We start from the raw sequence: 21,053 nt of genomic DNA on the forward strand, positions 1-21,053 counted from the left end.
CATCGAGTTTAGATCCAGCCGCTGCTTTGCATGGCCTTGTACACCGCCACCACCGCCAGGACGAAAAACGCCGTAGCCGCCAGTCGACGAATCAAAGTCAGCGGCAGTTTTTCCGCCGCAAAATTCCCCGCCAATACCACCGGCACGTTGGCAATCAGCATGCCCAGCGTGGTGCCGATAATCACCAGCCACAACTCCGGGTACTGCGCCGCCAGCATCACCGTGGCGATCTGGGTCTTGTCACCGATTTCGGCGAGGAAGAACGCAATCAGCGTGGTCAGGAACGGCCCGAACTTGCGCGTGGTACTGGCTTCGTCATCGTCGAGTTTGTCCGGCACCAAAGTCCACAGCGCGGTGGCACAGAAGCTCGCTGCGAGGATCCAGTGCAACACCGCATCCGAGAAGAAACTGCCGAACCAGGCCCCCACGGCGCCGGCGGCCGCATGGTTGGCCAGGGTCGCGGCGACAATGCCGGCGATGATCGGCCAGGGTTTGCGAAAGCGTGCGGCAAGGATGAGCGCGAGCAGTTGCGTCTTGTCGCCGATTTCGGCCAAGGCAACGATTGCGGTAGGAACGAGTAATGAATCCAGCATCAGGTAGGTTTCCAGGGGCGGGCCGACACGGCTATGACACGTACAGCCTTCCCGCCCCGGGTAAGGTGTGCGTGTCATAGGTCTTGTCAAACCCCGGTCCGTCTGTGCGGACTCCTGGGTCGCATACGCCATGGTCTGTTGACCAAGTATGTTGACGTATGCCGGACGAGCATGGCGCTCGTGGGAGACTACTCCCCTAGGACGGAGCGGATTCTGCCTAGGCAAAACCCATTCGGCAAGCGTTCTTTTTCAAATCGCCCTCAGCCGCGTTTGGCACGGTAAATGCGAAAACCATTGCCCTCGGCCTTGATCGCACACACGCCCAAGTGCTCTTCGATCAGCGGTTGATACTTGAGGAAACTGTTGGCGACCAAGCGAAGTTCGCCACCTTTTGCCAGGTGTTTCGCCGCTTTTCGTAGCAAGTTTTCCGTAGCGAAATAATCCGTATGTACACCGACATGGAACGGCGGGTTGCTTAAAATCGCGTTCAAACCCATCGGCGCGGCGTCGATACCGTCACCGGTCAACACCTCGGCTTCCAGACCGTTGGCCGCCAGAGTCAGGCGGCTGCTGGCGGCGGCGAAGGCGTCCACATCGAGCATCGTCACGCTGTTATGCGGGTAACGGCGCTTGACCGCCGCCCCGAGCACGCCGGCGCCGCAACCAAAGTCGAGCAGATGCCCGCTCGGTAGCTTATCCAGGTGCTCCAGCAGCAGCTCGGTGCCGCGATCCAGCCGACCATGGCTGAACACGCCGGGCAGGCTCACCACCTTCAGCGGCCCTTCGGCCAGCGGCACCTCGAAGACTTGCGCCAGGCTTTCCAGCTCGACCGCTTGCGGGGCGTTGGCCACGGTGACTTGCCACAGCTGGCAATGCCGCGCGTTGTCGAGCTTGCGCGGCTTGCCGTACGGAATCATCTGCTTGGCGGCACTTTCGATGCCGCCCTTTTTCTCCCCGACCAAAAACAGCTCGGCGCCGGGCAAGCGTGCGGCCACGGCGTTGAGCAGGTAGTCGGTGAGGTCTTTGGATTTTGGAAGGAAAATCACTGCCGCATCAAACCCGCGTTCGGGCACGTTCACGCCGAACTGGCTGCGCTCGGGAAAGCGCGCATCCAGTGCGGCCTGATCGCCGGCATGCCAGCTCCAGCCGTGGGCATTGGGCAGTCGGCCGAGCAAGTCGTCAGCGGGCAAACCTACCAGCAGCAGGTTGCCTTGAAAAAGTTCGGCCTGACGAAGCAGTACTTCACTGCGCGGATCCATAGTCTGCTCCTTGAAAAGGGGCGCAGTTTATCAACTGACGACGCGCAGCGGGGCACCGCTGAAAAAGCCTCGGGCGTTTTCAGCCAGTTGGCCGACGATACGCTGGCGCGCTTCGCGACTGCCCCAGGCGTTGTGCGGGGTGACGATCAAGCGGGGAATGTCGCCGGCCAGCAACGGGTTGCCATTCACGGGTGGTTCCACGCTCAGCACGTCGGTGGCCGCGCCGCCCAAATGGCCGCTGCGCAAGGCATCTGCCAGCGCCTGTTCGTTGATCAAACCACCACGCGCGGTGTTGACGATAAACGCGCCCGGCTTGAGCAGTGCCAGTTCACGGGTGCCGATAAAGTCGCGAGTGTGTTCATTGAGCGGGCAGTGCAAGGTCAGCGCGTCGACCTGTGCGAGCAGCTCATCCAGCGGCACGCGGTCGGCGCGGGCAGGGCGCCCGGGAATGGCGCCGAGCACCACGCGCATGCCAAAAGCTTCGGCCAGGCGTGCCACCGCGCCGCCCAGTTCACCATGGCCGAGCAGGCCGAGGGTTTTGCCTTCCAGCTCGACAATCGGGTAGTCCAGCAGGCAGAACTGCTTGGCCTGTTGCCATTTGCCTGCCGTTACATCCTGTTGATAGTCCTTCAGACGCGTCGCCAGGTTGAGCAGCAGCATGATCGTGTGTTGCGCCACCGATGGCGTGCCGTAGCCGTGGCAATTACTCACGGTAATGCCGTGTGCGCGGGCGGCGTCGAGGTCGATGTTGTTGGTGCCGGTGGCCGACACCAGGATCAGCTTGAGCTCAGGGCAGGCCGCCAGGGTTTGCGCGTTAAGGGCAATCTTGTTACTGATCACCACCTGGGCGCCTTGCACGCGTTCAAGCACATTCTGTGGCGTGGTGTCGGTGAACAGCTGCAAATCACTGAAGCTGTTACGCAGCTCGCTGAGGTCGAGGTCGCCCAGGTCCAGGGACGGGTGATCAAGGAAGACGGCGCGGCGATTGTTCATTCTCAACTGTACCTTTTGCGACGAGGTTCGAAGGCGTAATCTGCCGAGCCTATCAGATGAAATAATCAGTTACTTAATGGAGTGAGCATGTACGTCGCCGAGTTTTTGACCGTAGCCCTGATTCACTTGTTGGCAGTGGCCAGCCCCGGCCCGGATTTCGCCGTGGTGGTGCGTGAAAGTGTTACCCATGGCCGTCGCGCCGGCACCTGGACCGCATTGGGCGTGGGTTCGGCGATTTTCCTGCACGTGGGGTACTCGCTGCTCGGCATCGGCTTGATCGTGTCGCAGTCCATTGTGCTGTTCAACGCGCTGAAGTGGGCCGCCGCTGCGTACCTGCTGTACATCGGCTTCAAGGCTTTGCGCGCGCAGCCGGCCAAGCCGCCCGCCGAGGGCGAGTTGCACCGTGAAGTCGGCGAGCGCACCCCACGCGGGGCGTTTACCGCAGGGTTTGTCACCAATGGTTTGAACCCGAAGGCCACGCTGTTCTTCCTGTCGCTGTTCACGGTGGTGATCAACCCGCACACGCCACTGGCGATCCAGGCCGGTTATGGCGTGTACCTGGCAGTGGCGACGGCGTTGTGGTTCTGCCTGGTGGCCATGCTGTTCAGCCAGCAGCGCGTGCGCGCCGGGTTTGCGCGGATGGGGCATTGGTTCGACCGGACCATGGGCGCGGTGCTGATTGCCATTGGTGTGAAGTTGGCGTTTACCAGCATGAAATAAACCCACACGGGTAACACACGGCCACTGTGGGAGCCGGGCTTGCCCGCGATGCAGGCGCCTCGGTGTATCAGTTGCACCGAGGCGACGCTATCGCAGGCAAGCCAGCTCCCACAGGGAATCGCTATAAGGCTCCAGTAGTGGCGCAAAGCTAGCATTCATTGGCCGCTGCAAATCATTCCTTTGGCTGATTTGGCTGAAACATTAGCGCTCTACAGTGCAGGTCTTAGCCAAGACCGTGCAGTCAGATAAGGGATTCGTATGTTGCAGACCCGTGTTATCCCGCCCGCCGAAGGCGCTTACCAATACCCGTTGTTGATCAAACGCCTGTTGATGTCCGGGGCGCGTTACGAGAAGACCCGGGAAATCATCTACCGCGACAAGCTGCGTTACACCTATCCAACCCTGATCGAGCGGGTCGCGCGCCTGGCCAATGTGCTGACCCAAGCCGGGGTCAAGGCCGGTGACACCGTGGCAGTGATGGACTGGGACAGCCACCGTTACCTGGAGTGCATGTTCGCCATCCCGATGATCGGCGCGGTGATCCACACCATCAACGTGCGCCTGTCGCCGGAACAGATTCTCTACACCATGAATCACGCCGAGGACCGCTTTGTGCTGGTCAACAGCGAGTTCGTGGGGCTCTACCAGGCGATTGCCGGGCACTTGACCACCGTCGACAAGACCTTGCTGCTCACCGACGCTGACGCCAAGACTGCCGAGTTGCCGAACCTGGTCGGCGAGTACGAAACCCTGCTGGCGGCCGCCAGCCCCAAGTACGACTTCCAGGACTTCGACGAAAACTCCGTCGCCACCACCTTCTACACCACCGGCACCACCGGCAACCCCAAGGGTGTGTACTTCACCCATCGCCAGTTGGTGCTGCACACCATGGGCGTGGCGACCATCATGGGCAGTGTCGACAGCGTGCGCCTGCTGGGCACCAACGACGTGTACATGCCGATCACACCGATGTTCCACGTCCACGCCTGGGGCTTGCCGTATGTGGCAACCATGCTCGGTTTGAAGCAGGTCTACCCCGGCCGTTACGACCCGGAATACCTGGTGGAGCTGTGGCGCAAAGAAAAGGTCACCTTCTCCCACTGTGTGCCGACCATCCTGCAAATGGTGCTCAACGCCAAGGCCGCCCAAAACGTGGATTTTGGCGGCTGGAAAATCGTCATCGGCGGCAGCGCGCTCAACCGCACGTTGTATGAAGCGTCCAAGGCGCGGGGCATTCAGCTGACGGCCGCGTATGGCATGTCCGAAACCGGGCCGCTGGTGTCCTGCGCCCATCTCAACGAAGAGTTGATGGCCGGCACCGAAGACGAGCGCACCACCTACCGCATCAAGGCCGGCGTGCCCGGGCCGTTGGTGGAAGCGGCAATTATCGACGGCGACGGCAACTTTTTGCCCGCCGACGGCGAGTCCCAGGGTGAACTGGTGCTGCGTGCGCCGTGGCTCAGTGAAGGTTATTTCAATGAGCCGCAAAAGGGCGCCGAACTGTGGGAAGGCGGCTGGATGCACACCGGTGACGTGGCCACCCTGGACGCGTTTGGCGTGATCGATATTCGCGACCGCATCAAGGACGTGATCAAGACCGGCGGCGAGTGGATTTCGTCATTGGCCCTCGAAGATCTGGTCAGCCGTCACTCGGCGGTACGCGAAGTAGCGGTGGTGGGCATCGCCGACCCGCAATGGGGCGAGCGCCCGTTTGCGTTGCTGGTGGTGCGTGATGGCCATGTGATAGGTGCCCGAGAGCTTAAGGAGCACCTCAAGCCGTTCGTGGAGTTGGGGCACTTGAGCAAGTGGGCGATTCCAAGCCAGATCGCCGTTGTTACTGAAATTCCCAAGACCAGTGTCGGCAAACTCGACAAAAAACGTATCCGCGTTGACATCATCGAGTGGCAGGCCAACAACAGTACGTTCCTGTCCACGCTCTGACCCCCTTCGCCGCGCCCGTTCGGGCGCGGCAATGCTCTAACTCGCGGCTTCACTTGTGATTTCAGAATTTTCAGCCATCCTTCCCGCGCCGGCCTTCGTCGGCGTGGCGAAAGGGTTGTGGCAGACAGGTTGGTGATGCAAATCACACTTTAGAGGGATCAAGCGCTACCCCCTGCTGGCTATAGTCCCACTCAGAGTTTTTCACGGATGTTGCGCTGCGGGCCATGGGGGCCCGGTTGCCGTTCGGCATTGGAATCGTTGTATTCCGGCCGTTACATGCATCCAGAAGAAAGAACTCACTGCCATAACAATAATGCACATGGAGTAGCGTCGATGACCTCAGTAAACCAGTTCTGGCGCCGGGCAAGACTGCCCCTGGCCGTCAGTCTCGCTTCTACGCTCGCCGGGCCCGCATTCGGCGTCAGTTTCAACATCGGTGAAATCGAAGGCAGCTTCGACTCATCCCTGTCGGTGGGGGCGAGCTGGTCGACTGCCGGTCGCAATAAAGACCTGATCGGTGCCAACAACGGTGGCAGGGGGTTGTCGCAGACCTCCGATGACGGCCACTTGAACTTCGACAAGGGCGATTCCTTCTCGAAGATCTTCAAGGGTATCCATGACCTTGAGTTGAAATATGGCGACACCGGCATCTTTGTGCGTGGCAAGTACTGGTATGACTTCGCGCTGCAAAACGAAGACCTGGACTTCAAGAACGTCAGCAACAACAACCGCAAAGAGGGCGCCAAGTCTTCCGGTGGGCAGATCCTCGATGCCTTCATCTACCACAACTACACCATCGCCGATCAGCCGGGTAACGTGCGGTTTGGCAAGCAGGTAGTGAGCTGGGGTGAAAGCACCTTCATTGGTGGCGGTATCAACTCCATTAACCCGATCGACGTGTCCGCGTTCCGTCGTCCGGGCGCCGAGATCAAGGAAGGCTTGATTCCGGTCAACATGTTCTACGTCTCGCAGACGCTGACCGATAACCTCTCGGCCGAAGCGTTTTATCAGCTGGAGTGGGACCAGACCGTCACCGATAACTGCGGCACATTCTTCTCCCAGCCGGACGTCATCTCGGATGGTTGCAGCAATAACCTGCGGGTGCTGAACAAGCGCTCCACCATCCCTGGCGCGGCCTTGCCCACCCTTAACGCCCTGGGCGTGGACGTGAACAACGAAGGTGTGCTGGTACGTCGCGGCGGTGACCGTGATGCACGCGACAGCGGCCAGTTCGGCGTGGCCATGCACTACAACTTCGAGCCGCTGGACACGGAGTTCGGTGCGTACTTCATGAACTATCACAGCCGTGCGCCGATCTTCAGCGCCACCGGCGCGCCAAACTCGGCCTACACCCGTCCGCTGGGGCCGCTGGCGGCTTTGCGTCCGTTGATCGTGGCAGGCAGCTCCCAGTACTTTGTTGAGTACCCGGAAGATATCCGCCTCTACGGCTTGAGCTTCTCCACCACGCTGCCTACCGGCACCGCCTGGAGTGGTGAATTGAGCTACCGGCCAAACGCGCCGGTGCAACTGAGCACCACCGATATCCTGTACGCGGGCGTCACGCCGATTCCGGGCTTTGGCAATGCATCGGTGCTCAAGGGCACACCGGGCCAGGACCTGCACGGCTACAACCGTAAGGAAGTGACCCAGTTCCAGACCACCTTCACGCACTTCTTCGACCAGGTCATGGGCGCTTCTCGCCTGACAACCGTGGGCGAAATCGGCGTGACCCATGTGGGCGGCCTGGAGAGCAAAAACCAGGCACGTTATGGCCGTGATCCGGTCTTCGGCCCTGGCACGCTACCCGGCGGCTTCTGCAATGCGCTTAACAATTCGACAGCCAACGGCGCAGGCCTGCCCAATGCGTCCGGCCTGAACACCAATTGCAACAACGACGGCTACACCACCGCCACGTCCTGGGGTTATCGCGCCCGGGCCATTTGGGAATACCCGGATGTGTTTGCCGGTGTGAACCTCAAGCCCAACGTGGCCTGGTCCCATGACGTCAAAGGTTATTCGCCTGGCCCTGGCGGCAACTTTGAAGAAGGTCGCAAGGCCGTCAGCCTGGGTGTGGATGCCGAGTACCAGAACACCTACACCGTCAGCCTCAACTACACCAACTTCTTTGGTGGCAAGTTCACCACCGTGGATGACCGTGACTTCATCGCGCTGAGCGCCGGCGTGAACTTCTAAGCACAACCTCTTTAAGCAGTCTGTTTTCAGGAAGAACCAGAACATGAAAATAACTAAAAGTCTGTTGCACGTGGGTGTGCTTGGGCTGTCGATCCTGGCGAGCAACGTCATGGCGGCAGTCTCGGCGGATGAAGCCGCCAAGTTGGGCACGACCCTGACGCCGATGGGCGCTGAAATGGCCGGTAACGCGGCCGGCACCATTCCTAAATGGTCGCCGCTGCCTACCAACGCCGGCGCCGTGGATGCCCGTGGCTTCCTGGCCAACCCGTATGCCAGCGAACAGCCGCAGTTCACCATCACCGCGCAGAACGTCGAGCAGTACAAAGACAAGTTGGCGCCGGGGCAGTACGCGATGTTCAAGCGCTACCCGGACACTTTCAAGATGCCGGTCTACCCGACCCATCGCGGCGCTACCGTGCCGGCCGATGTGTTTGCCTCGATCAAGAAGAACGCCACCAGCACCAACCTGGTGTCCGGCGGCAACGGCCTGGAAAACTTCGAAACCGCGATTCCGTTCCCGATTCCCAAAAGCGGCGTGGAAGTCATCTGGAACCACATCACCCGCTATCGCGGTGGCAGCGTGACCCGCCTGGTAACCCAGGCCACGCCGCAAACCAATGGCTCGTTCAGCCTGGTGTACTTCCGCGATCAGTTCGTGTTCCGCGACAAAATGAAGGACTACGACCCGAAAAACCCGGGCAACGTGCTGTTCTACTTCAAGCAGCAAGTGACTGCACCGGCGCGTCTGGCCGGTGGCGTGCTGCTGGTGCACGAAACCCTGGACCAGGTGAAAGAGCCGCGTTCGGCGTGGGTCTACAACGCCGGCCAGCGCCGTGTGCGCCGGGCGCCGCAAGTCTCCTATGACGGGCCAGGTACCGCCGCCGATGGCCTGCGTACCTCCGACAACCTCGACATGTACAACGGTGCCCCGGATCGCTACGACTGGAAGCTCGAAGGCAAGAAAGAAATCTACATTGCCTCCAACAGCTACAAGATCGACGATCCGAAGCTCAAGTACGCCGACATCATCAAGGCCGGCCACATCAACCAGGACCTGGCTCGCTACGAGCTGCGCCGCGTCTGGCACGTGGTTGCGACCTTGAAGGAAGGCCAGCGCCACATCTATGCCAAGCGTGATTTCTTCATCGACGAAGACACCTGGCAAGCGGCGGTCATCGACCACTATGACGGTCGTGGCCAACTGTGGCGCGTCGCCGAAGCCCATGCCGAGAACTACTACGACAAGCAAGTGCCGTGGTACGCCATCGAAACCCTCTACGACCTGCAGTCCGGCCGCTACCTGGCCCTGGGCATGAAGAACGAAGAGAAGCAGGCCTATGACTTCGGTTTCACCGCTTCCACCGCAGACTTCTCCCCGGCGGCCTTGCGCCAGGATGGGGTTCGCTAAGTTGCTTTAACTGAGGCCGCACCCTCAGCGTGAAGCCCCGACTGGTTCGGGGCTTTTTTATGTGGGGATATTTTTTGTCGCAGTTCTTTTTCAGGCAAATGCCGCAAAGATCTACAAACCCGCCGCTTTTACCGCTAGTCTGCGGACATCTGCAATGCCGACAACAGCCTTCTACAAGAGCCCGGCGATGACTGATCTGTCCCGAATCCAAGGGCCTGCGAGCGCGGTGATTCCGACCCTGGAAGCGCGTTTCTACAGGCCACCGCTGCCTGACGGCTACGTGCTGCGCCCTCGCCTGTGCGAACGCCTGAGTGCTGGCCTTGCGGGACGACTGTTGCTGGTGAGCGCCCCGGCCGGGTTCGGCAAGAGTTCGTTGGCGGTGGAGTTTTGTCAGAGTCTGCCGGCGCATTGGCAAAGCCTGTGGCTGGGCCTGAGCCCACGGGATAACGACCCCGGCCGCTTCCTTGAGCGCTTGCTCGACGGCTTGCAGCAATACTTCCCGCAACTCGGCGCCCAATCCCTGGGCCTGCTGAAAATGCGTCAGCGTCACCAACCCTTTGCCTTTGAAGAATGGCTCGACGGCTTGCTCGACGAGCTGACGTTGCACCTGTCCACACATGCGCCCTTGCTGCTGGTGCTGGATGACTACCATCTGGCCCAAGGCCCGGTGCTGGATCGCTGCCTGCAATTTTTCCTCAATCATTTACCCGATGGGCTGCTGGTTTTGGTCACCAGCCGCCAGCGCCCGGACTGGCACCTGGCGCGGCTGCGACTCTCGCGCCACCTGCTGGAGCTGCACGAACAAGACCTGCGCCTGACCCACGACGAATCGCTGGCCGTACTCGATAGGCACAGCAGCTCGTTGCGCGGCGAAGCCCTCGACAACCTGATTCGTCGCAGCGAGGGCTGGGTGGCTGGCCTGCGCTTCTGGTTGCTGGCCCTTTCCGAAGCCGGCAATGAGGCCGCGTTGCCACAACATTTGCACGGTGGCGAAGGGCTGATCCGCGACTACTTGCTCGAAGAAGTCATTGATTGCCTGCCAGCAGAAGTTCAAGCCTTCCTCTACGACACTGCGCCTCAGGATCGTTTTTGCAGTGAGCTGTGCGACGCCGTGCGCGAAGCCCACGACAGCGCGCACATCCTCGGTTATTTACAGGCCCACCAAGTGTTTCTGGTGCCGCTCGATGAGCAGGGCCACTGGTATCGCTACCACCATCTGTTTTCCGACCTGCTGCGTACCCGCCGTGCGAGCAGTGCCACCGTGCCGATTGCCAGCCTGCACCTGCGTGCCTGCCGCTGGTTCAACACCCAGGGCTTGATCGATGAAGCGGTGGAACAGGCGTTGCGCGCCGGCCACCTGGATGTGGCGGCGAACCTGGTGCAGAACCTGTCGGAGGAGCAACTGCTGGCCGAACAGAACGTCGGCATGCTGCTGCGCTGGAAGATGGACTTGCCCGACAGCCTGCTGATCAGCACGCCGCGTTTGATCGTGCTCTACAGTTGGGCATTGGGGCTGGCCTGCCAACTGGATGCGGCCGAAGAACTGTCCGGCTACCTCAGCCGCTTCCTGCCGGCACCGTCGGCCACTGCGCAAAAGTCGATGCTGGCACAGTGGCTGGCGCTGAGCGGGATTATCGCTCGAGGCCGAGGCGATCGTGAGTCGACCCTGCGCTACTGCAGCGAGGCGTTGGAAAGCTTGCCGCAAAAACGTTACGGCCAGCGCCTGATGTGCCTGTCGACCCTCTCAAACCTGGCAATCGTCGATGCCGACCTGTGGCGTGCCCGTGGCCTGAATCGCGAATCCCTGGAGCTGGCGCAGCGCGTCGGTAACCCGCTGTTCGAGGCGTTGGCCCATTACGATCGCGCGCGGGTGTTGCAGGCGCGGGGCGAAATCCTGCGTTCCCTGGACGAAGTGCGCCAGGGGCTGCAACGTCTGCATGGCTTGGCGCCGCAGCGGCTGTACGCGGTGCGCGCGCGGTTGTCGCTGTACGAGGGCTATCTGCTGCTGGTGCGCTATCAGCCCGAGGCCGGCCTTGTCCGTTTACGCGCGGGTCTGAACGAAGCCCGCGCCTGCCGGGATATCAGCGTGCTGATCGGGCATTGTGTAATTGCCAGCTTTGAAGGGCGCCGTGGGGACTTTCCCACAGCGTTTGCCGAGCTTGCCGAAGCTGAGCGCTTGATGCACATCTGGGATGTGCCGCCGATCTACTACCTGGCGATGATCACCCTGATCAAATGCGAGCTGTGGCTGGCTCAAGGCCGCACTGACTTGGCAGATGCCTGGTTGACCCGGCTGGGGCAAACCTACAACGGTGAACACGCAGCAGCAGCGCCGGAATTTCACCCGCACTTGCCACAACATATCGAGCTGCAACAGGCTGCGCTGGACGCCACCCGTCATCAGCCGGCCGCCGCGTTGCAACGCCTCGAGGAGCTGGCTCAGCAAGCGCATAACAGTGGGCGGCAAATGATTGCCCTAATGGCCCTGACCCAGCAGGTGCAGTTGCTGCTGGAGTGTGGGCAGCAAGACCAGGCCCGGCAAGTATTGGCCCGCGCCCTTGAGGCGGGCGCCGGTGGGGCGTTGCAACCCTTTCAGCGGCTGCTGGAGAGTTATCCGGACTGGATGCGTGAGCAGCTTGGCCGGGAGGCTCATGGCTTGCTGAACCAGAGTTTGTTGGTGCTGTTGCCGGTTGTTGCTGACGCCCAAGTACCGTCCGGCCAGGAAACCCTCAGCGTCCGCGAACTGGCGGTGCTGCAACTGATCGCCCAGGGGTGTTCGAACCAGGAAATCAGCAATCAGTTGTTTATCTCCCTGCACACGGTGAAAACCCACGCCAGCCATATCAACAGCAAACTGGGTGTAGAGCGCCGGACTCAAGCGGTGGCCCGTGCCAAGTCGATGGGGCTGCTGGCCTGATAATGGGCCAGCTTTCCTGTAGAAGCTGGTGTGTGTGGGAGCTGGCTTATGTGGGAGCTGGCTTGCCTGCGATGCAGGCACCTCGGTCTATCAGTCAAACTTAGGTGATGCTATCGCAGGCAAGCCAGCTCCCACACTGGTCTGACTGTCTCGCTACGGCGCAGTCGGGCACGCTTTCAGCGACGTGTCGGCGGTTTTGCTGACCAACGCGGCAAAACGCTTGAGGTTGTTCTGATGCGCCACCACCAGGTCGTCAATGCTCGGGCCTGCGGGTGTCTGCAAGGTGGTACGGCAAGTCAGCGGTGCGGCATCTCCTCCGCTTGTGGACCGCAGGCGCCAGCGCACATCGAGCAGTGCGTATTGGCCCGGCACCGAGTCGAATCGCTGCACTTCAACGCGCAACGACAGGGGCTGCCGGGCGTGACTGTTGGCCAGTTGATCCACCAGCGCGCTTTTCAGCTCATCGGCCAGGGTTGCGGCCCACCATTGGGTTTCAAGGATCGCCACGCCACTGTCGCCCTGGCGAATCACGATTTGTGCGCGGTCGACCTGGGGCGGCACGCTGATGCTTTCAATGCGGATATCGCTGGCCTGTGCCTGAGTGCTGTTATTCCAGTGCACCGGGGTGAGAGTGTGGAACGCAATCGGCTCACTGCGACAGGCCGCGAGCAGCACCAGCGCGGCGACCAGGGTAAGTTTCAAGGGAAAGGTCATGGCGGCTCCAATGGTCATTTGCGCGGCGGCCCTTGCAGGTCTGTTGGCGCGGCGTTGTCAGGGCGACCGCGAATCAGCGATTCCGGATGCCGGCCCAGGTAGTCCGACAGTTCGCGCAAGGAGCGCGACATACGCGCCAGTTCATCCAGGGTCTGGGTCAGTTGTTCACGTTGCGGCGAGTCTTCGGCCAGGGTTGAGTTGGCCGACTGCAAGGTCTTGCTCACGTCGCCCAGGGTGCTCTGCACGCCAGGCAGGGTCTTGGCGTTGAACTGGGCAAGGCTTTTGCGCAGCTCAACCAGGCTGCCGTCGAGGTTGCCGGCGATGCGCTCCATCGGCAGTTGGTTGACCTTGTTGACGATGCCTTCGAGTTTCTCCTGCAACTGTTCCAGATTGCCGGGGATGGTCGGAATGTTGACCGGGCGCAGGTTCGGGTCAAACGTGACTTTGTCGGCTTTCGGGAAAAAATCCAGGGCGATGTACAGCTGGCCGGTCAGCAGGTTGCCGCTGCGGGCCTGAGCGCGCAGGCCGTTTTCGATAAAGGTGCCGATCAGGCGCACGCCGCCTGCTTCATCGTTAGGGTCATGGTTGGTGGCCTTGAGCAGCTTGGTGTTGGCTTCACCGAGCAATTGCGGGTAAATAACGATGCCGACGTTGATCGGGAAACTGCGTTTTTTGGCATCGAAGTCCAGGTTGATCGACACCACTTTGCCGAACTCGACCCCAAGAAATTCCACCGGCGCGCCGACCTTGAGCCCACGCAATGCCTGATCAAAACGCAGCGCCATGTATTGCCCTTGACCGTTGGGCGGGGCGAGGGCGCTTTGCTGGTCGTCGAACAGTTCATAGGTGTGATCTTCGCTGGCCGGTTTGTCGTTGGGGCTGTAGGGCGGTGCCTGGAATGCGATGCCGCCGGCCAACATCGATGACAAGGACTCGGTTTTCAGCGCGAAACCATTGGCGCCGACGCTCAGGTCAATGCCGCTGGCATTCCAGAACCGCGTGTTTTCGGTGACGTACACATCATTGGGCGCATGCACGAAAACCTCGATCTTCACGCCCTTGCCATCGTCATCCAGCTCGTAGGCCACTACCTGGCCCACCGGGATCTTGCGGTAGTACACCGGCGAGCCGATATCCAGGGAGCCCAGGCCCTGGGTATGCAACGTGAAGCGTTTGCCCGGCTCGCCATAGGTGATGGGCGGCGGGTTTTCCAGGCCCTTGAACTGTTTGGCGCGGGTATCGGATTGGCCGATATCGGCACCGATATAGTCACCGGACAGCAGGGTATCGATGCCCGACACGCCACCGGCACCGATGCGCGGGCGCACCACCCAGAACTTGGAGTCTTCACGGGTGAAGCTTTCCGCCTGCTTGGCCAACTTGATGGTGGCGTTGACGCTTTTCTGGTCATCGCTCAAGGCCACATCCGAGACTTGGCCGATCACCACGTTGCGGTATTTGACTTCGGTTTTATTGGCGACCAGGCCGTTGCCGGTCTTGAAGTTGAGGACGATGATAGGCCCCTGTTGCAGCACGCTGTGTACCACCAGCGAGATGCCCACCAGCACCGCCACGATCGGCACGATCCACACCAGCGAAACGCTGAAGCGCCGCGTCTTGATCGCCGGTGAGCCGGCGGGGGTGTCAGTGTTGCGTGAACTCATCCGAGATCTCCTCGTTGTGTGGGTTTTCCCAGATCAGGCGCGGGTCGAAACTCATCGCCGCGAGCATGGTGAACACCACCACCAGACCAAAAAACAAAATGCCCAGGCGCGGCTCGATGGTGCCCAGCGCCTGGAACTTGACCAGCGCGGCCACCAGCGCGACCACAATCACATCGAGCATGGACCAGTAGCCGATCAGCTCGACAAACCGAAACAGCTTCGAGCGCTCCTTGCGCGCCCACAGGCTGTTGCGCTGCACGGTGACCAGCAGCAGGGTCAGCGAGAGAAACTTGATACCCGGCACCGCAATGCTGGCAATGAAAATGATCAGGGCAATGTCCCAGGCACCATGCTGCCAGAACTCCAGCACGCCGCTCATGATGGTGCTGTCCGCGCCGGAACCAAGCAGGGTGGTGTTCATCACCGGCAATAAATTCGCCGGGATATAAAACGCCAGTGCCGTGAGCATGTAGGCCCAGGTGCGGGTCAGCGAGTGGAGTTTGCGCCGATGCAGCGGCGCGCCGCAGCGCTCGCACTCGCTGGGTTCGTCGCGCATGTCGCACGGCTGGCCGCAGGTGTGGCACAGGCACAGGTTGAGTTCACGGGCGGTCGGTGGTGAGTTCATACGGCGTCCCACAAGTCGCGTACGTCACGCCCGGCGATGCGGATCAGCAGCAAGGCGAGGGCGGCGAGGGCGAACAGGCCGGTGCCGGGGATCACGTCGAGCATGCCGGCCAGCTTGAACACCGCAACCATGGCGCCCAGCAGGCAGACTTCGAGCATGCTCCACGGCCTCAGCGCTTCCAGCCAGCGCATGCACAGTTTGAACGCTGGCGAGCGCTTGCCGGCCAGGGCGAAACTCAGCACCCACATCAGCAAGAGCAACTGAAACACCGGCGCGATGATGATCGAGATCGCCGCGACCAGCGCAATAAAAGTGATCGGCCCCAGGCTCAGCGCGACCACCGAGTCCCACAGGGTCGCGCTGTTTTTCAAGCCTTTGAGGCTGATGCTCATCACCGGATAGAAATTGGCAAAGGTCCACAACACGGCTGCGGTAACGGTGAGCGCGAGGCGCTGTTGCACCGACAAACCGTTGTAGCGCTGCAACACGCCCGCGCAACGGGTGCACAGGGCTTTTTGATGTTTGGCGAGCGTGACCTTTTCGTACACGCAATCGCAGTGTTCGCAGATGATCCGAGGATTGGCCATACGTCTTGCTCCAAATGCGACGCTGCGGTGCGGGTTCCATGGCGCTGGAGTAGCTTAGCAGCTGATGCCCTTCGAATCCGCAGCAAGCTCCACCATACTGCGCCTGGAATGTGCCATAGAGCTTGCAGGAACGCCCATGAATATCGAAAAACCCGTGCTGATCCGCGAAACCTTCCCCGTCGGCCCTTTGCAGTGCAACTGCACCATCATTGGCGATCCGATCAGCAAAAAAGCCATTGTGGTCGACCCGGGCGGCAATCACGAGCTGATCCTTGCGCGCCTTGATGCGCTGGGCCTCAAGGTGGTGAGCATTATCCACACCCACGCCCACTTGGATCACTTCCTGGCGTCCGGCCAGTTGAAAGAGAAGACCGGCGCCACGCTGCATTTGCACAAAGAAGACCAATTTCTTTGGGATAACCTGGAAATGCAATGCCAGATGTTTCGTGTGCCCTACACGCCGGTGCCGTCGCCGGACCGCTGGCTGGAGGACGACGAGGAGTTGGCGTGTGGTTGTGGGGTGGCGCTGCATACGCCGGGGCACACACCGGGTTCGATGAGCTTCTGGTTTGCCGATGCCAAGCTGCTGATCGCCGGCGATACCTTGTTCAAGCGCGGCGTGGGGCGTACCGACCTGTGGGGTGGCGACCAGGCGACTATCGTGCGCTCGATCAAGCAGCGGTTGTACACCCTGGATGAGGGCGCGACCGTGGTGACAGGGCATGGGCCGGACACCTGTTTGGGTGATGAGATGCGCGAGAACCCGTTTGTGCGGGCTTGAGGGTACGCCTGGAAATAATTCCTGGGCGGGCGCTGTTCTCTCTCAAGCACCGCAGTAGCAAAAAACGCAGGTCGCGTTCAGCCTGCGTCTGCTACGGTTTCCCTGGCGGTGATAGGGGCCAGTATTTTGTTCTGGCTCGGGACGTGGCCACGGAATTTTTACCGTTTGTCGCGTTCCAAACTCCGCACAGGTCGATTGCCAATGTCCTCTGCACCACAGAATGCAAAAGTAGGAGCTCCCTTCATGTTCACTCCGCGTCGTCTGCTTGTTGTCGCTACCGCCGTAGCCCTGTTGTCCGGCTGCGCTTCACCTAATCCTTATGGCGGCAGCCAGGGACAGGCCAGCAACGGTTCCGAAGGGGGTATCAGCAAAACCGCCAAATACGGCGGCCTGGGTGCTCTGGCCGGTGCGCTGGCGGGTGCTGCCATCGACCATAACAACCGTGGCAAGGGCGCACTGATCGGTGGTGCTATTGCAGGCCTGGGCGCCGCCGGTTATGGCTACTACGCCGACCAGCAGGAAAAGAAACTGCGCGAAAGCATGGCCAACACCGGTGTTGAAGTGCAGCGCCAGGGCGACCAGATCAAGTTGATCATGCCGGGTAACATTACCTTCGCGACCAACTCCGACGCCATCGCCAGCAGTTTTTACCAGCCGCTCAACAACCTGGCCAACTCCCTCAAGCAGTTCAACCAGAACACCATCCAGATTGTCGGCTACACCGACAGCACGGGCAGCCGCCAGTTGAACATGGACCTGTCCCAGCGTCGTGCCCAGAGCGTGGCCAACTACCTGACCTCTCAAGGCGTCAGCCCGACCAACCTGAGCGCCCGCGGTGCCGGCCCGGATAACCCGATTGCCAGCAACGCCGATGTGAATGGCCGTGCCCAGAACCGTCGTGTAGAAGTTAACCTCGGCCCGATCCCCGGCCAGCAATACGGCCAGCCTGGTCAACAGCAGCAACAACAGGCGCCGCAGCAGAACAACCAGTTCCAGGGCAACCCGTACCAGCAATACCAGTAAACCCTGGGCAATAAAAAGGGCGCCGTGCAGTCAATGCACGGCGCCCTTTTTTGTGGCTGGCGATTACATCAGTCGATGTATTCGAACACTTTCACGATCTTCTGCACGCCGGACACGCCCTGTACCAGGTTGGCGGCACGGGTGGCTTCTGCCTGGGTCAGCAGGCCCATCATGTAGACGATGCCATTATCGGTGACGATCTTGATGCGCGAGCCGGGTACACCGCTGTCGGTGAGCATCTGCGCCTTGATCTTGGTGGTCAGCAGCGCATCGTTGCTGATGGCCAGCAGGGTGATCGGGTCCATGACCTGCAGCTCGTTGTGGACCTTCTTGACCCGCTGGACCGTCGAGGCGGCTTGTTCGGCCTGGGCCTTGAGGTCGGCACGCGGCGTCTGCCCGGCCAGCAGTACCACGCCGTTGAAGCTGGTGACCACAATGCGCGAGGCGCCGTTGCCCAGGTCGGTAGCGGCCTTGGCGACGTTGACCTTGACCTTGGTTTCTATCAGCGAATCGTCGATGGTGCTGCCAAAAGTGCGTGTGCCCCGGTCATCCTGAATGGGTGTGTCGCGTGTCGCAGTGATTGCCGTGCTGCAGCCGCTGATGGCGAGGCACAGCGTAATGGCCAAAAGGCTGAGGCGGTTAACGGTCATTCTTCACTCCCGAACAGTTGGCTGTCGATCAGATCGCACAGGCAGTGGATCGCCAGCAGGTGGACTTCTTGAATGCGTGCAGTGACGTTGGCCGGGACACGGATCTCCACGTCCTCAGGCAATAACAGTGAGGCCATGCCGCCGCCGTCGCGCCCGGTCAAGGCTACGACAATCATTTCGCGGTCATGTGCGGCCTGGATCGCTTGAATAATGTTCGCCGAGTTGCCGCTGGTAGAAATAGCCAGCAACACATCGCCGGGTTGGCCCAGGGCGCGTATCTGCTTGGAGAAGATTTCGTTGTAGCTGTAGTCGTTGGCGATCGAAGTGATCGTCGACGAGTCGGTGGTCAGCGCGATGGCCGGCAGGCTCGGACGCTCGCGCTCGAAGCGGTTGAGCAGCTCGGAGGAAAAGTGCTGGGCATCACCGGCCGAACCGCCGTTGCCGCACGAAAGCATTTTGCCCTCGTTGAGCAAGGCATTGACCATGACCTGACTGGCTTGCTCGATGTGCGGTGCAAGTACGTCCATCGCCTGTTGCTTGGTGTCGATGCTGGCCTGGAAAAGCTGGCGAATTCGGGATTGCATGTCCATCTGTGTGACCTTAAGTAGCGCGGCTGTTTGGCACAGAAATGTGCAGCCCGCAAAGCAAAGAGCAAAAGTGTGTGGTGAAGATATCCGGGCAATCAGCTGTCGAAGGCATTCTTGAGCCAGTTCAAATCAGCTGGGCCTGCCGGTGTGCTTTCCATGGCAACCACATCGAAACGGCAGGGGCTGTCAGCCCAGCGATGCTCTTTTTGCAGGAAAAACTGCGCGGCGAGTATCAGCTTCTGACGCTTGCGCCCATCGATACTGGCGAGCGCGCCACCCCATTGTGCGTGTTTTCTGTAGCGGACTTCGACGAATACTACTGTATCGCCGTCAAGCATGACCAGATCAAGCTCACCGCGTTTACATAACCAGTTCTGCGCCAGAAGGCGCAGACCCTGTTGTTGCAGATAGTTCAGAGCTTGCAGTTCGGCGTCCTTGCCGCTTTGTGCGCTGGACCGCTCGAGCATCAGCGCGGGGTGTCCGGCAGGCGTTGAATCTCGCCGCCGACGAACTTCGCCCATGGCATCTGGCGGTCAACACGCTGGTAGGCGCCGATACCCAGGTTGCCCGACAGGCCGTCAACGCGAGTGTCCGGCAATGCCTTGAGTTGGCCCAGGCGCGGTGCCAGGCGGTAGGCGTCCACGCCCATCGCATACAGGCGGCCAAGGCTGCCATTGGCCTGTGGCCATTGCGCGGCAACCTGGTTGCGCAGCGGGTCGGTGGTGTTGAGCAGCCACGGGGTTTCGCAGAACATCACGTTGGTCATGTCCAGGTACTGGTTTTTGTCGCCGCTGGCGCTGAACACGTGGGACGTCGCATACACAGGTACATCACCGGCGTACTGGAAGTTAAGTGTCGGTTTGATCTGCTGGGCCAGTTGCGGCGTCACAGCCAGGAAGATGAACTCGATGTCCTGGCGGCGCGAAGGTTGCGCGGCGACGTCGGTGCCGACGGTGCTTTGCAGGCTCTTGGCGCGGCCTTCGCTTTTACGCAGTTGGAACAGGTCAGCAATCTGCTGGGCGAGGGCCACCGGCTGATCGACGTACTCAACGCCAACCACGGTGCCGCCGTTGGCTTCCCAGTCCTGACGGAAGGCTTTATAGACGCGCTCACCCCATTCGCCACGCGGCACCATGGCGGCGGCGCGGTGCAGGCCGTCGGCACGGGCGCGACGCGAGACTTCGCGGGCTTCGTCTTCAGCGGCCAGGCCGAACTGGAACAGTTGCGGCGGGTTTTCGTTAAGTTCGCTGTAGTTCAGGCCCAGGGTGGTGATCGGCAATTGCCCGCGGGAGGCGAGCTGCTTGACCAGTGGTTTCTCCAGCGGGCCGACTACCAGTTGCACGCCGGCAGCCTGGGCCTTGGCGTAGAAGTCGTCGAGGGAGGTCAGGCGCGAGCTGTCATAGAACTCGATCACCGGCGGCTTCTGCCCGGCTTGTTCAGCCTGGAAGTGCGCCGCCATGAAGCCTTCGCGCAGCGCCTTGCCGACCGCCGCCAAAGGGCCTTCCTGCGGCAGCAGCAACGCGATTTTGGTCAGCGGCTGGCTGGCCAGCTCCTTGAGCTTGGTCAGCGGGGTCGGCAGGTTGACTGCCGCCGGGTGGCCTGGGTTCTGCGCGCGCCAGGTATCAATGGCGGCTTGCTGTTGTTCCAGGGTGCCGGCGCCTTTGATTGCCTGGGCCAGGGTGATCCAGCCGTCGAGGGTCGGGTTGCCGCTGGCTTGCAGTTGCTCTGCAGGCAGCGCGGCGACCAGCGCCCAGATGGCTTCGTGGTTGCTCTTGGCGGCATCACCCGTCAGCAACGGGGCCATGGCCACCCGCTCACGCGCGGCAGCCATAGTCTGGCCATCGGCTTCATAGGCGCGAGCATGCACGGTGCCGGTACGGATCTGCTGGTCAGTCGGCAGCTCCTTCAGGCTTTGCAGGCTGGGGTGGTTCAGGGCGGCCAGAGCCGCTTTGGGTTGGTTGCGCGCCATGGCCAGTTCCGCGGCCAGGGTGCTGGCAAAGACTTGTGCGGCCGGCTTCAGGACATCCAGGGGCACCTGCGCAAGAATCTGCGACGAGCGGCCAGGGTTGTTCTGGTGGTAGGCCAGGTCTGCCGCACTCAGGCGCAGCATCGCGGCCTTTTCTGGCGTACTGGCCTTGGTGGCCTGTTCGAGCAGTTGCTCGATACTGGCATCCGGGGTCCGGGGGAGGTCGCCAAGGCTGGACGAGGGCGAGCTGGCGCACGCGGCCAGTAAGGCAGCGAGGCAGAGGGCGGAGAGCAGCCGCAGGCAAGCGATCATGTAAGTGTTCCTGATACCGATCAAATTAGCGTGGAATTGTACCCAAGCACTGGCCCAGGCGCGATGTTACTGGCGTGAAACCATCGATTTAGGTCGTGTAAATGTTGCGAGCCGGCATCG

Annotated in this window: 18 protein-coding genes and 1 riboswitch; of the genes, 7 read left to right on the forward strand and 11 right to left on the reverse strand. The window is 61.1% G+C overall.

The genetic code is table 11. The features are described 5' to 3' along the window. Positions 1-8: 8 nt before the first annotated feature. The 3 genes from AOA62_RS08210 to AOA62_RS08220 all read right to left on the reverse strand — a co-directional run bounded on the left by AOA62_RS08210 (position 9) and on the right by AOA62_RS08220 (position 2,845). Positions 9-593, reverse strand: a complete 585-nt coding sequence (locus tag AOA62_RS08210; protein WP_016974259.1) for a TMEM165/GDT1 family protein — start codon at positions 591-593, stop codon at positions 9-11. Positions 594-682: 89 nt separating this feature from the next. Then, a riboswitch (yybP-ykoY riboswitch) is annotated at positions 683-802 on the reverse strand. 51 nt (positions 803-853) lie between these two features. Continuing rightward, complete coding sequence (locus AOA62_RS08215) at positions 854-1,852, reverse strand: class I SAM-dependent methyltransferase (protein ID WP_017138209.1); 999 nt, start codon at positions 1,850-1,852, stop codon at positions 854-856. A gap of 30 nt (positions 1,853-1,882) precedes the next feature. After that, positions 1,883-2,845 carry a 2-hydroxyacid dehydrogenase gene (locus AOA62_RS08220; protein WP_099548405.1) on the reverse strand — a complete coding sequence of 321 codons (963 nt, stop codon included), beginning with the start codon at positions 2,843-2,845 and terminating at the stop codon, positions 1,883-1,885. Positions 2,846-2,932: 87 nt separating this feature from the next. Between AOA62_RS08220 and AOA62_RS08225 the strand changes: the two genes are divergently transcribed. The 5 genes from AOA62_RS08225 (at position 2,933) to AOA62_RS08245 (ending at position 12,024) form a co-directional block, all read left to right on the forward strand. Further along, a complete protein-coding gene (locus tag AOA62_RS08225; RefSeq protein ID WP_056859000.1) occupies positions 2,933-3,565 on the forward strand; it encodes a LysE family translocator in 633 nt (210 codons plus the stop codon). Positions 3,566-3,823: 258 nt separating this feature from the next. Then, positions 3,824-5,506, forward strand: coding sequence for a fatty acid--CoA ligase (locus tag AOA62_RS08230; RefSeq protein ID WP_099548407.1), 1,683 nt, complete (start codon positions 3,824-3,826; stop codon positions 5,504-5,506). A gap of 333 nt (positions 5,507-5,839) precedes the next feature. Then, positions 5,840-7,699: a DUF1302 domain-containing protein gene (locus AOA62_RS08235; protein ID WP_017138205.1), complete on the forward strand. Its 1,860-nt coding sequence runs from the start codon at positions 5,840-5,842 to the stop codon at positions 7,697-7,699. A gap of 43 nt (positions 7,700-7,742) precedes the next feature. Next, positions 7,743-9,107 (forward strand): DUF1329 domain-containing protein, encoded by a 1,365-nt coding sequence (locus AOA62_RS08240; RefSeq protein WP_017138204.1) that lies wholly within the window; start codon positions 7,743-7,745, stop codon positions 9,105-9,107. 187 nt (positions 9,108-9,294) lie between these two features. Beyond that, the gene (locus tag AOA62_RS08245; protein ID WP_099548408.1) at positions 9,295-12,024 is read left to right on the forward strand and encodes a LuxR C-terminal-related transcriptional regulator; all 2,730 of its coding nucleotides are present in this window, start codon (positions 9,295-9,297) and stop codon (positions 12,022-12,024) included. 153 nt (positions 12,025-12,177) lie between these two features. Here the strand turns inward: AOA62_RS08245 and AOA62_RS08250 are convergent, their stop codons facing one another. Genes AOA62_RS08250 through AOA62_RS08265 form a run of 4 tightly spaced genes read right to left on the reverse strand, consistent with a single transcriptional unit; the run spans position 12,178 to position 15,614 of the window. Next, positions 12,178-12,738 (reverse strand): membrane integrity-associated transporter subunit PqiC, encoded by a 561-nt coding sequence (locus tag AOA62_RS08250; protein WP_017138202.1) that lies wholly within the window; start codon positions 12,736-12,738, stop codon positions 12,178-12,180. A 14-nt stretch (positions 12,739-12,752) separates the two neighbouring features. Beyond that, a complete protein-coding gene (locus AOA62_RS08255; protein ID WP_017138201.1) occupies positions 12,753-14,402 on the reverse strand; it encodes an intermembrane transport protein PqiB in 1,650 nt (549 codons plus the stop codon). Beyond that, positions 14,383-15,027 (reverse strand): paraquat-inducible protein A, encoded by a 645-nt coding sequence (locus AOA62_RS08260; RefSeq protein ID WP_017138200.1) that lies wholly within the window; start codon positions 15,025-15,027, stop codon positions 14,383-14,385. Before AOA62_RS08260 ends, AOA62_RS08255 begins: the two co-directional genes overlap by 20 nt. Next, positions 15,024-15,614, reverse strand: a complete 591-nt coding sequence (locus tag AOA62_RS08265; protein WP_017138199.1) for a paraquat-inducible protein A — start codon at positions 15,612-15,614, stop codon at positions 15,024-15,026. Before AOA62_RS08265 ends, AOA62_RS08260 begins: the two co-directional genes overlap by 4 nt. Before the next feature lie 136 nt (positions 15,615-15,750). On the opposite strand from AOA62_RS08265, the gene AOA62_RS08270 reads away from it, so the two are divergent. Further along, the gene (locus tag AOA62_RS08270) at positions 15,751-16,395 is read left to right on the forward strand and encodes an MBL fold metallo-hydrolase (RefSeq protein WP_017138198.1); all 645 of its coding nucleotides are present in this window, start codon (positions 15,751-15,753) and stop codon (positions 16,393-16,395) included. A 243-nt stretch (positions 16,396-16,638) separates the two neighbouring features. After that, complete coding sequence (locus AOA62_RS08275) at positions 16,639-17,418, forward strand: OmpA family protein (RefSeq protein ID WP_017138197.1); 780 nt, start codon at positions 16,639-16,641, stop codon at positions 17,416-17,418. 68 nt (positions 17,419-17,486) lie between these two features. Here AOA62_RS08275 and AOA62_RS08280 read toward each other — a convergent pair whose 3' ends face one another. The 4 genes from AOA62_RS08280 to AOA62_RS08295 all read right to left on the reverse strand — a co-directional run bounded on the left by AOA62_RS08280 (position 17,487) and on the right by AOA62_RS08295 (position 20,933). Next, a complete protein-coding gene (locus AOA62_RS08280) occupies positions 17,487-18,068 on the reverse strand; it encodes a BON domain-containing protein (protein ID WP_017138196.1) in 582 nt (193 codons plus the stop codon). Further along, on the reverse strand, positions 18,065-18,658 hold the full coding sequence (locus AOA62_RS08285; RefSeq protein WP_007904374.1) for a phosphoheptose isomerase: 594 nt from the start codon (positions 18,656-18,658) through the stop codon (positions 18,065-18,067). The genes AOA62_RS08280 and AOA62_RS08285 overlap by 4 nt, the downstream gene beginning before the upstream one ends. 92 nt (positions 18,659-18,750) lie before the next feature. Continuing rightward, a complete protein-coding gene (locus tag AOA62_RS08290; RefSeq protein ID WP_017138195.1) occupies positions 18,751-19,122 on the reverse strand; it encodes a YraN family protein in 372 nt (123 codons plus the stop codon). Beyond that, a complete protein-coding gene (locus tag AOA62_RS08295) occupies positions 19,122-20,933 on the reverse strand; it encodes a penicillin-binding protein activator (protein ID WP_017138194.1) in 1,812 nt (603 codons plus the stop codon). Before AOA62_RS08295 ends, AOA62_RS08290 begins: the two co-directional genes overlap by 1 nt. Positions 20,934-21,053 lie beyond the last annotated feature (120 nt).

It is taken from the genome of Pseudomonas sp. 2995-3 (assembly GCF_002742565.1).
Classification (GTDB): domain Bacteria; phylum Pseudomonadota; class Gammaproteobacteria; order Pseudomonadales; family Pseudomonadaceae; genus Aquipseudomonas; species Aquipseudomonas edaphica.

Bases quoted from the DNA above. Each gene is read 5' to 3' on its own strand.
- AOA62_RS08260 (WP_017138200.1), bottom strand. From the start codon at position 15,027: ATGAACTCACCACCGACCGCCCGTGAACTCAACCTGTGCCTGTGCCAC.
- AOA62_RS08250 (WP_017138202.1), bottom strand. From the start codon at position 12,738: ATGACCTTTCCCTTGAAACTTACCCTGGTCGCCGCGCTGGTGCTGCTC.
- AOA62_RS08215 (WP_017138209.1), bottom strand. From the start codon at position 1,852: ATGGATCCGCGCAGTGAAGTACTGCTTCGTCAGGCCGAACTTTTTCAA.
- AOA62_RS08230 (WP_099548407.1), top strand. From the start codon at position 3,824: ATGTTGCAGACCCGTGTTATCCCGCCCGCCGAAGGCGCTTACCAATAC.
- AOA62_RS08245 (WP_099548408.1), top strand. From the start codon at position 9,295: ATGACTGATCTGTCCCGAATCCAAGGGCCTGCGAGCGCGGTGATTCCG.
- AOA62_RS08275 (WP_017138197.1), top strand. From the start codon at position 16,639: ATGTTCACTCCGCGTCGTCTGCTTGTTGTCGCTACCGCCGTAGCCCTG.
- AOA62_RS08270 (WP_017138198.1), top strand. From the start codon at position 15,751: ATGAATATCGAAAAACCCGTGCTGATCCGCGAAACCTTCCCCGTCGGC.
- AOA62_RS08210 (WP_016974259.1), bottom strand. From the start codon at position 593: ATGCTGGATTCATTACTCGTTCCTACCGCAATCGTTGCCTTGGCCGAA.
- AOA62_RS08240 (WP_017138204.1), top strand. From the start codon at position 7,743: ATGAAAATAACTAAAAGTCTGTTGCACGTGGGTGTGCTTGGGCTGTCG.
- AOA62_RS08220 (WP_099548405.1), bottom strand. From the start codon at position 2,845: ATGAACAATCGCCGCGCCGTCTTCCTTGATCACCCGTCCCTGGACCTG.
- AOA62_RS08225 (WP_056859000.1), top strand. From the start codon at position 2,933: ATGTACGTCGCCGAGTTTTTGACCGTAGCCCTGATTCACTTGTTGGCA.
- AOA62_RS08295 (WP_017138194.1), bottom strand. From the start codon at position 20,933: ATGATCGCTTGCCTGCGGCTGCTCTCCGCCCTCTGCCTCGCTGCCTTA.
- AOA62_RS08265 (WP_017138199.1), bottom strand. From the start codon at position 15,614: ATGGCCAATCCTCGGATCATCTGCGAACACTGCGATTGCGTGTACGAA.
- AOA62_RS08290 (WP_017138195.1), bottom strand. From the start codon at position 19,122: ATGCTCGAGCGGTCCAGCGCACAAAGCGGCAAGGACGCCGAACTGCAA.
- AOA62_RS08235 (WP_017138205.1), top strand. From the start codon at position 5,840: ATGACCTCAGTAAACCAGTTCTGGCGCCGGGCAAGACTGCCCCTGGCC.
- AOA62_RS08255 (WP_017138201.1), bottom strand. From the start codon at position 14,402: ATGAGTTCACGCAACACTGACACCCCCGCCGGCTCACCGGCGATCAAG.
- AOA62_RS08285 (WP_007904374.1), bottom strand. From the start codon at position 18,658: ATGGACATGCAATCCCGAATTCGCCAGCTTTTCCAGGCCAGCATCGAC.
- AOA62_RS08280 (WP_017138196.1), bottom strand. From the start codon at position 18,068: ATGACCGTTAACCGCCTCAGCCTTTTGGCCATTACGCTGTGCCTCGCC.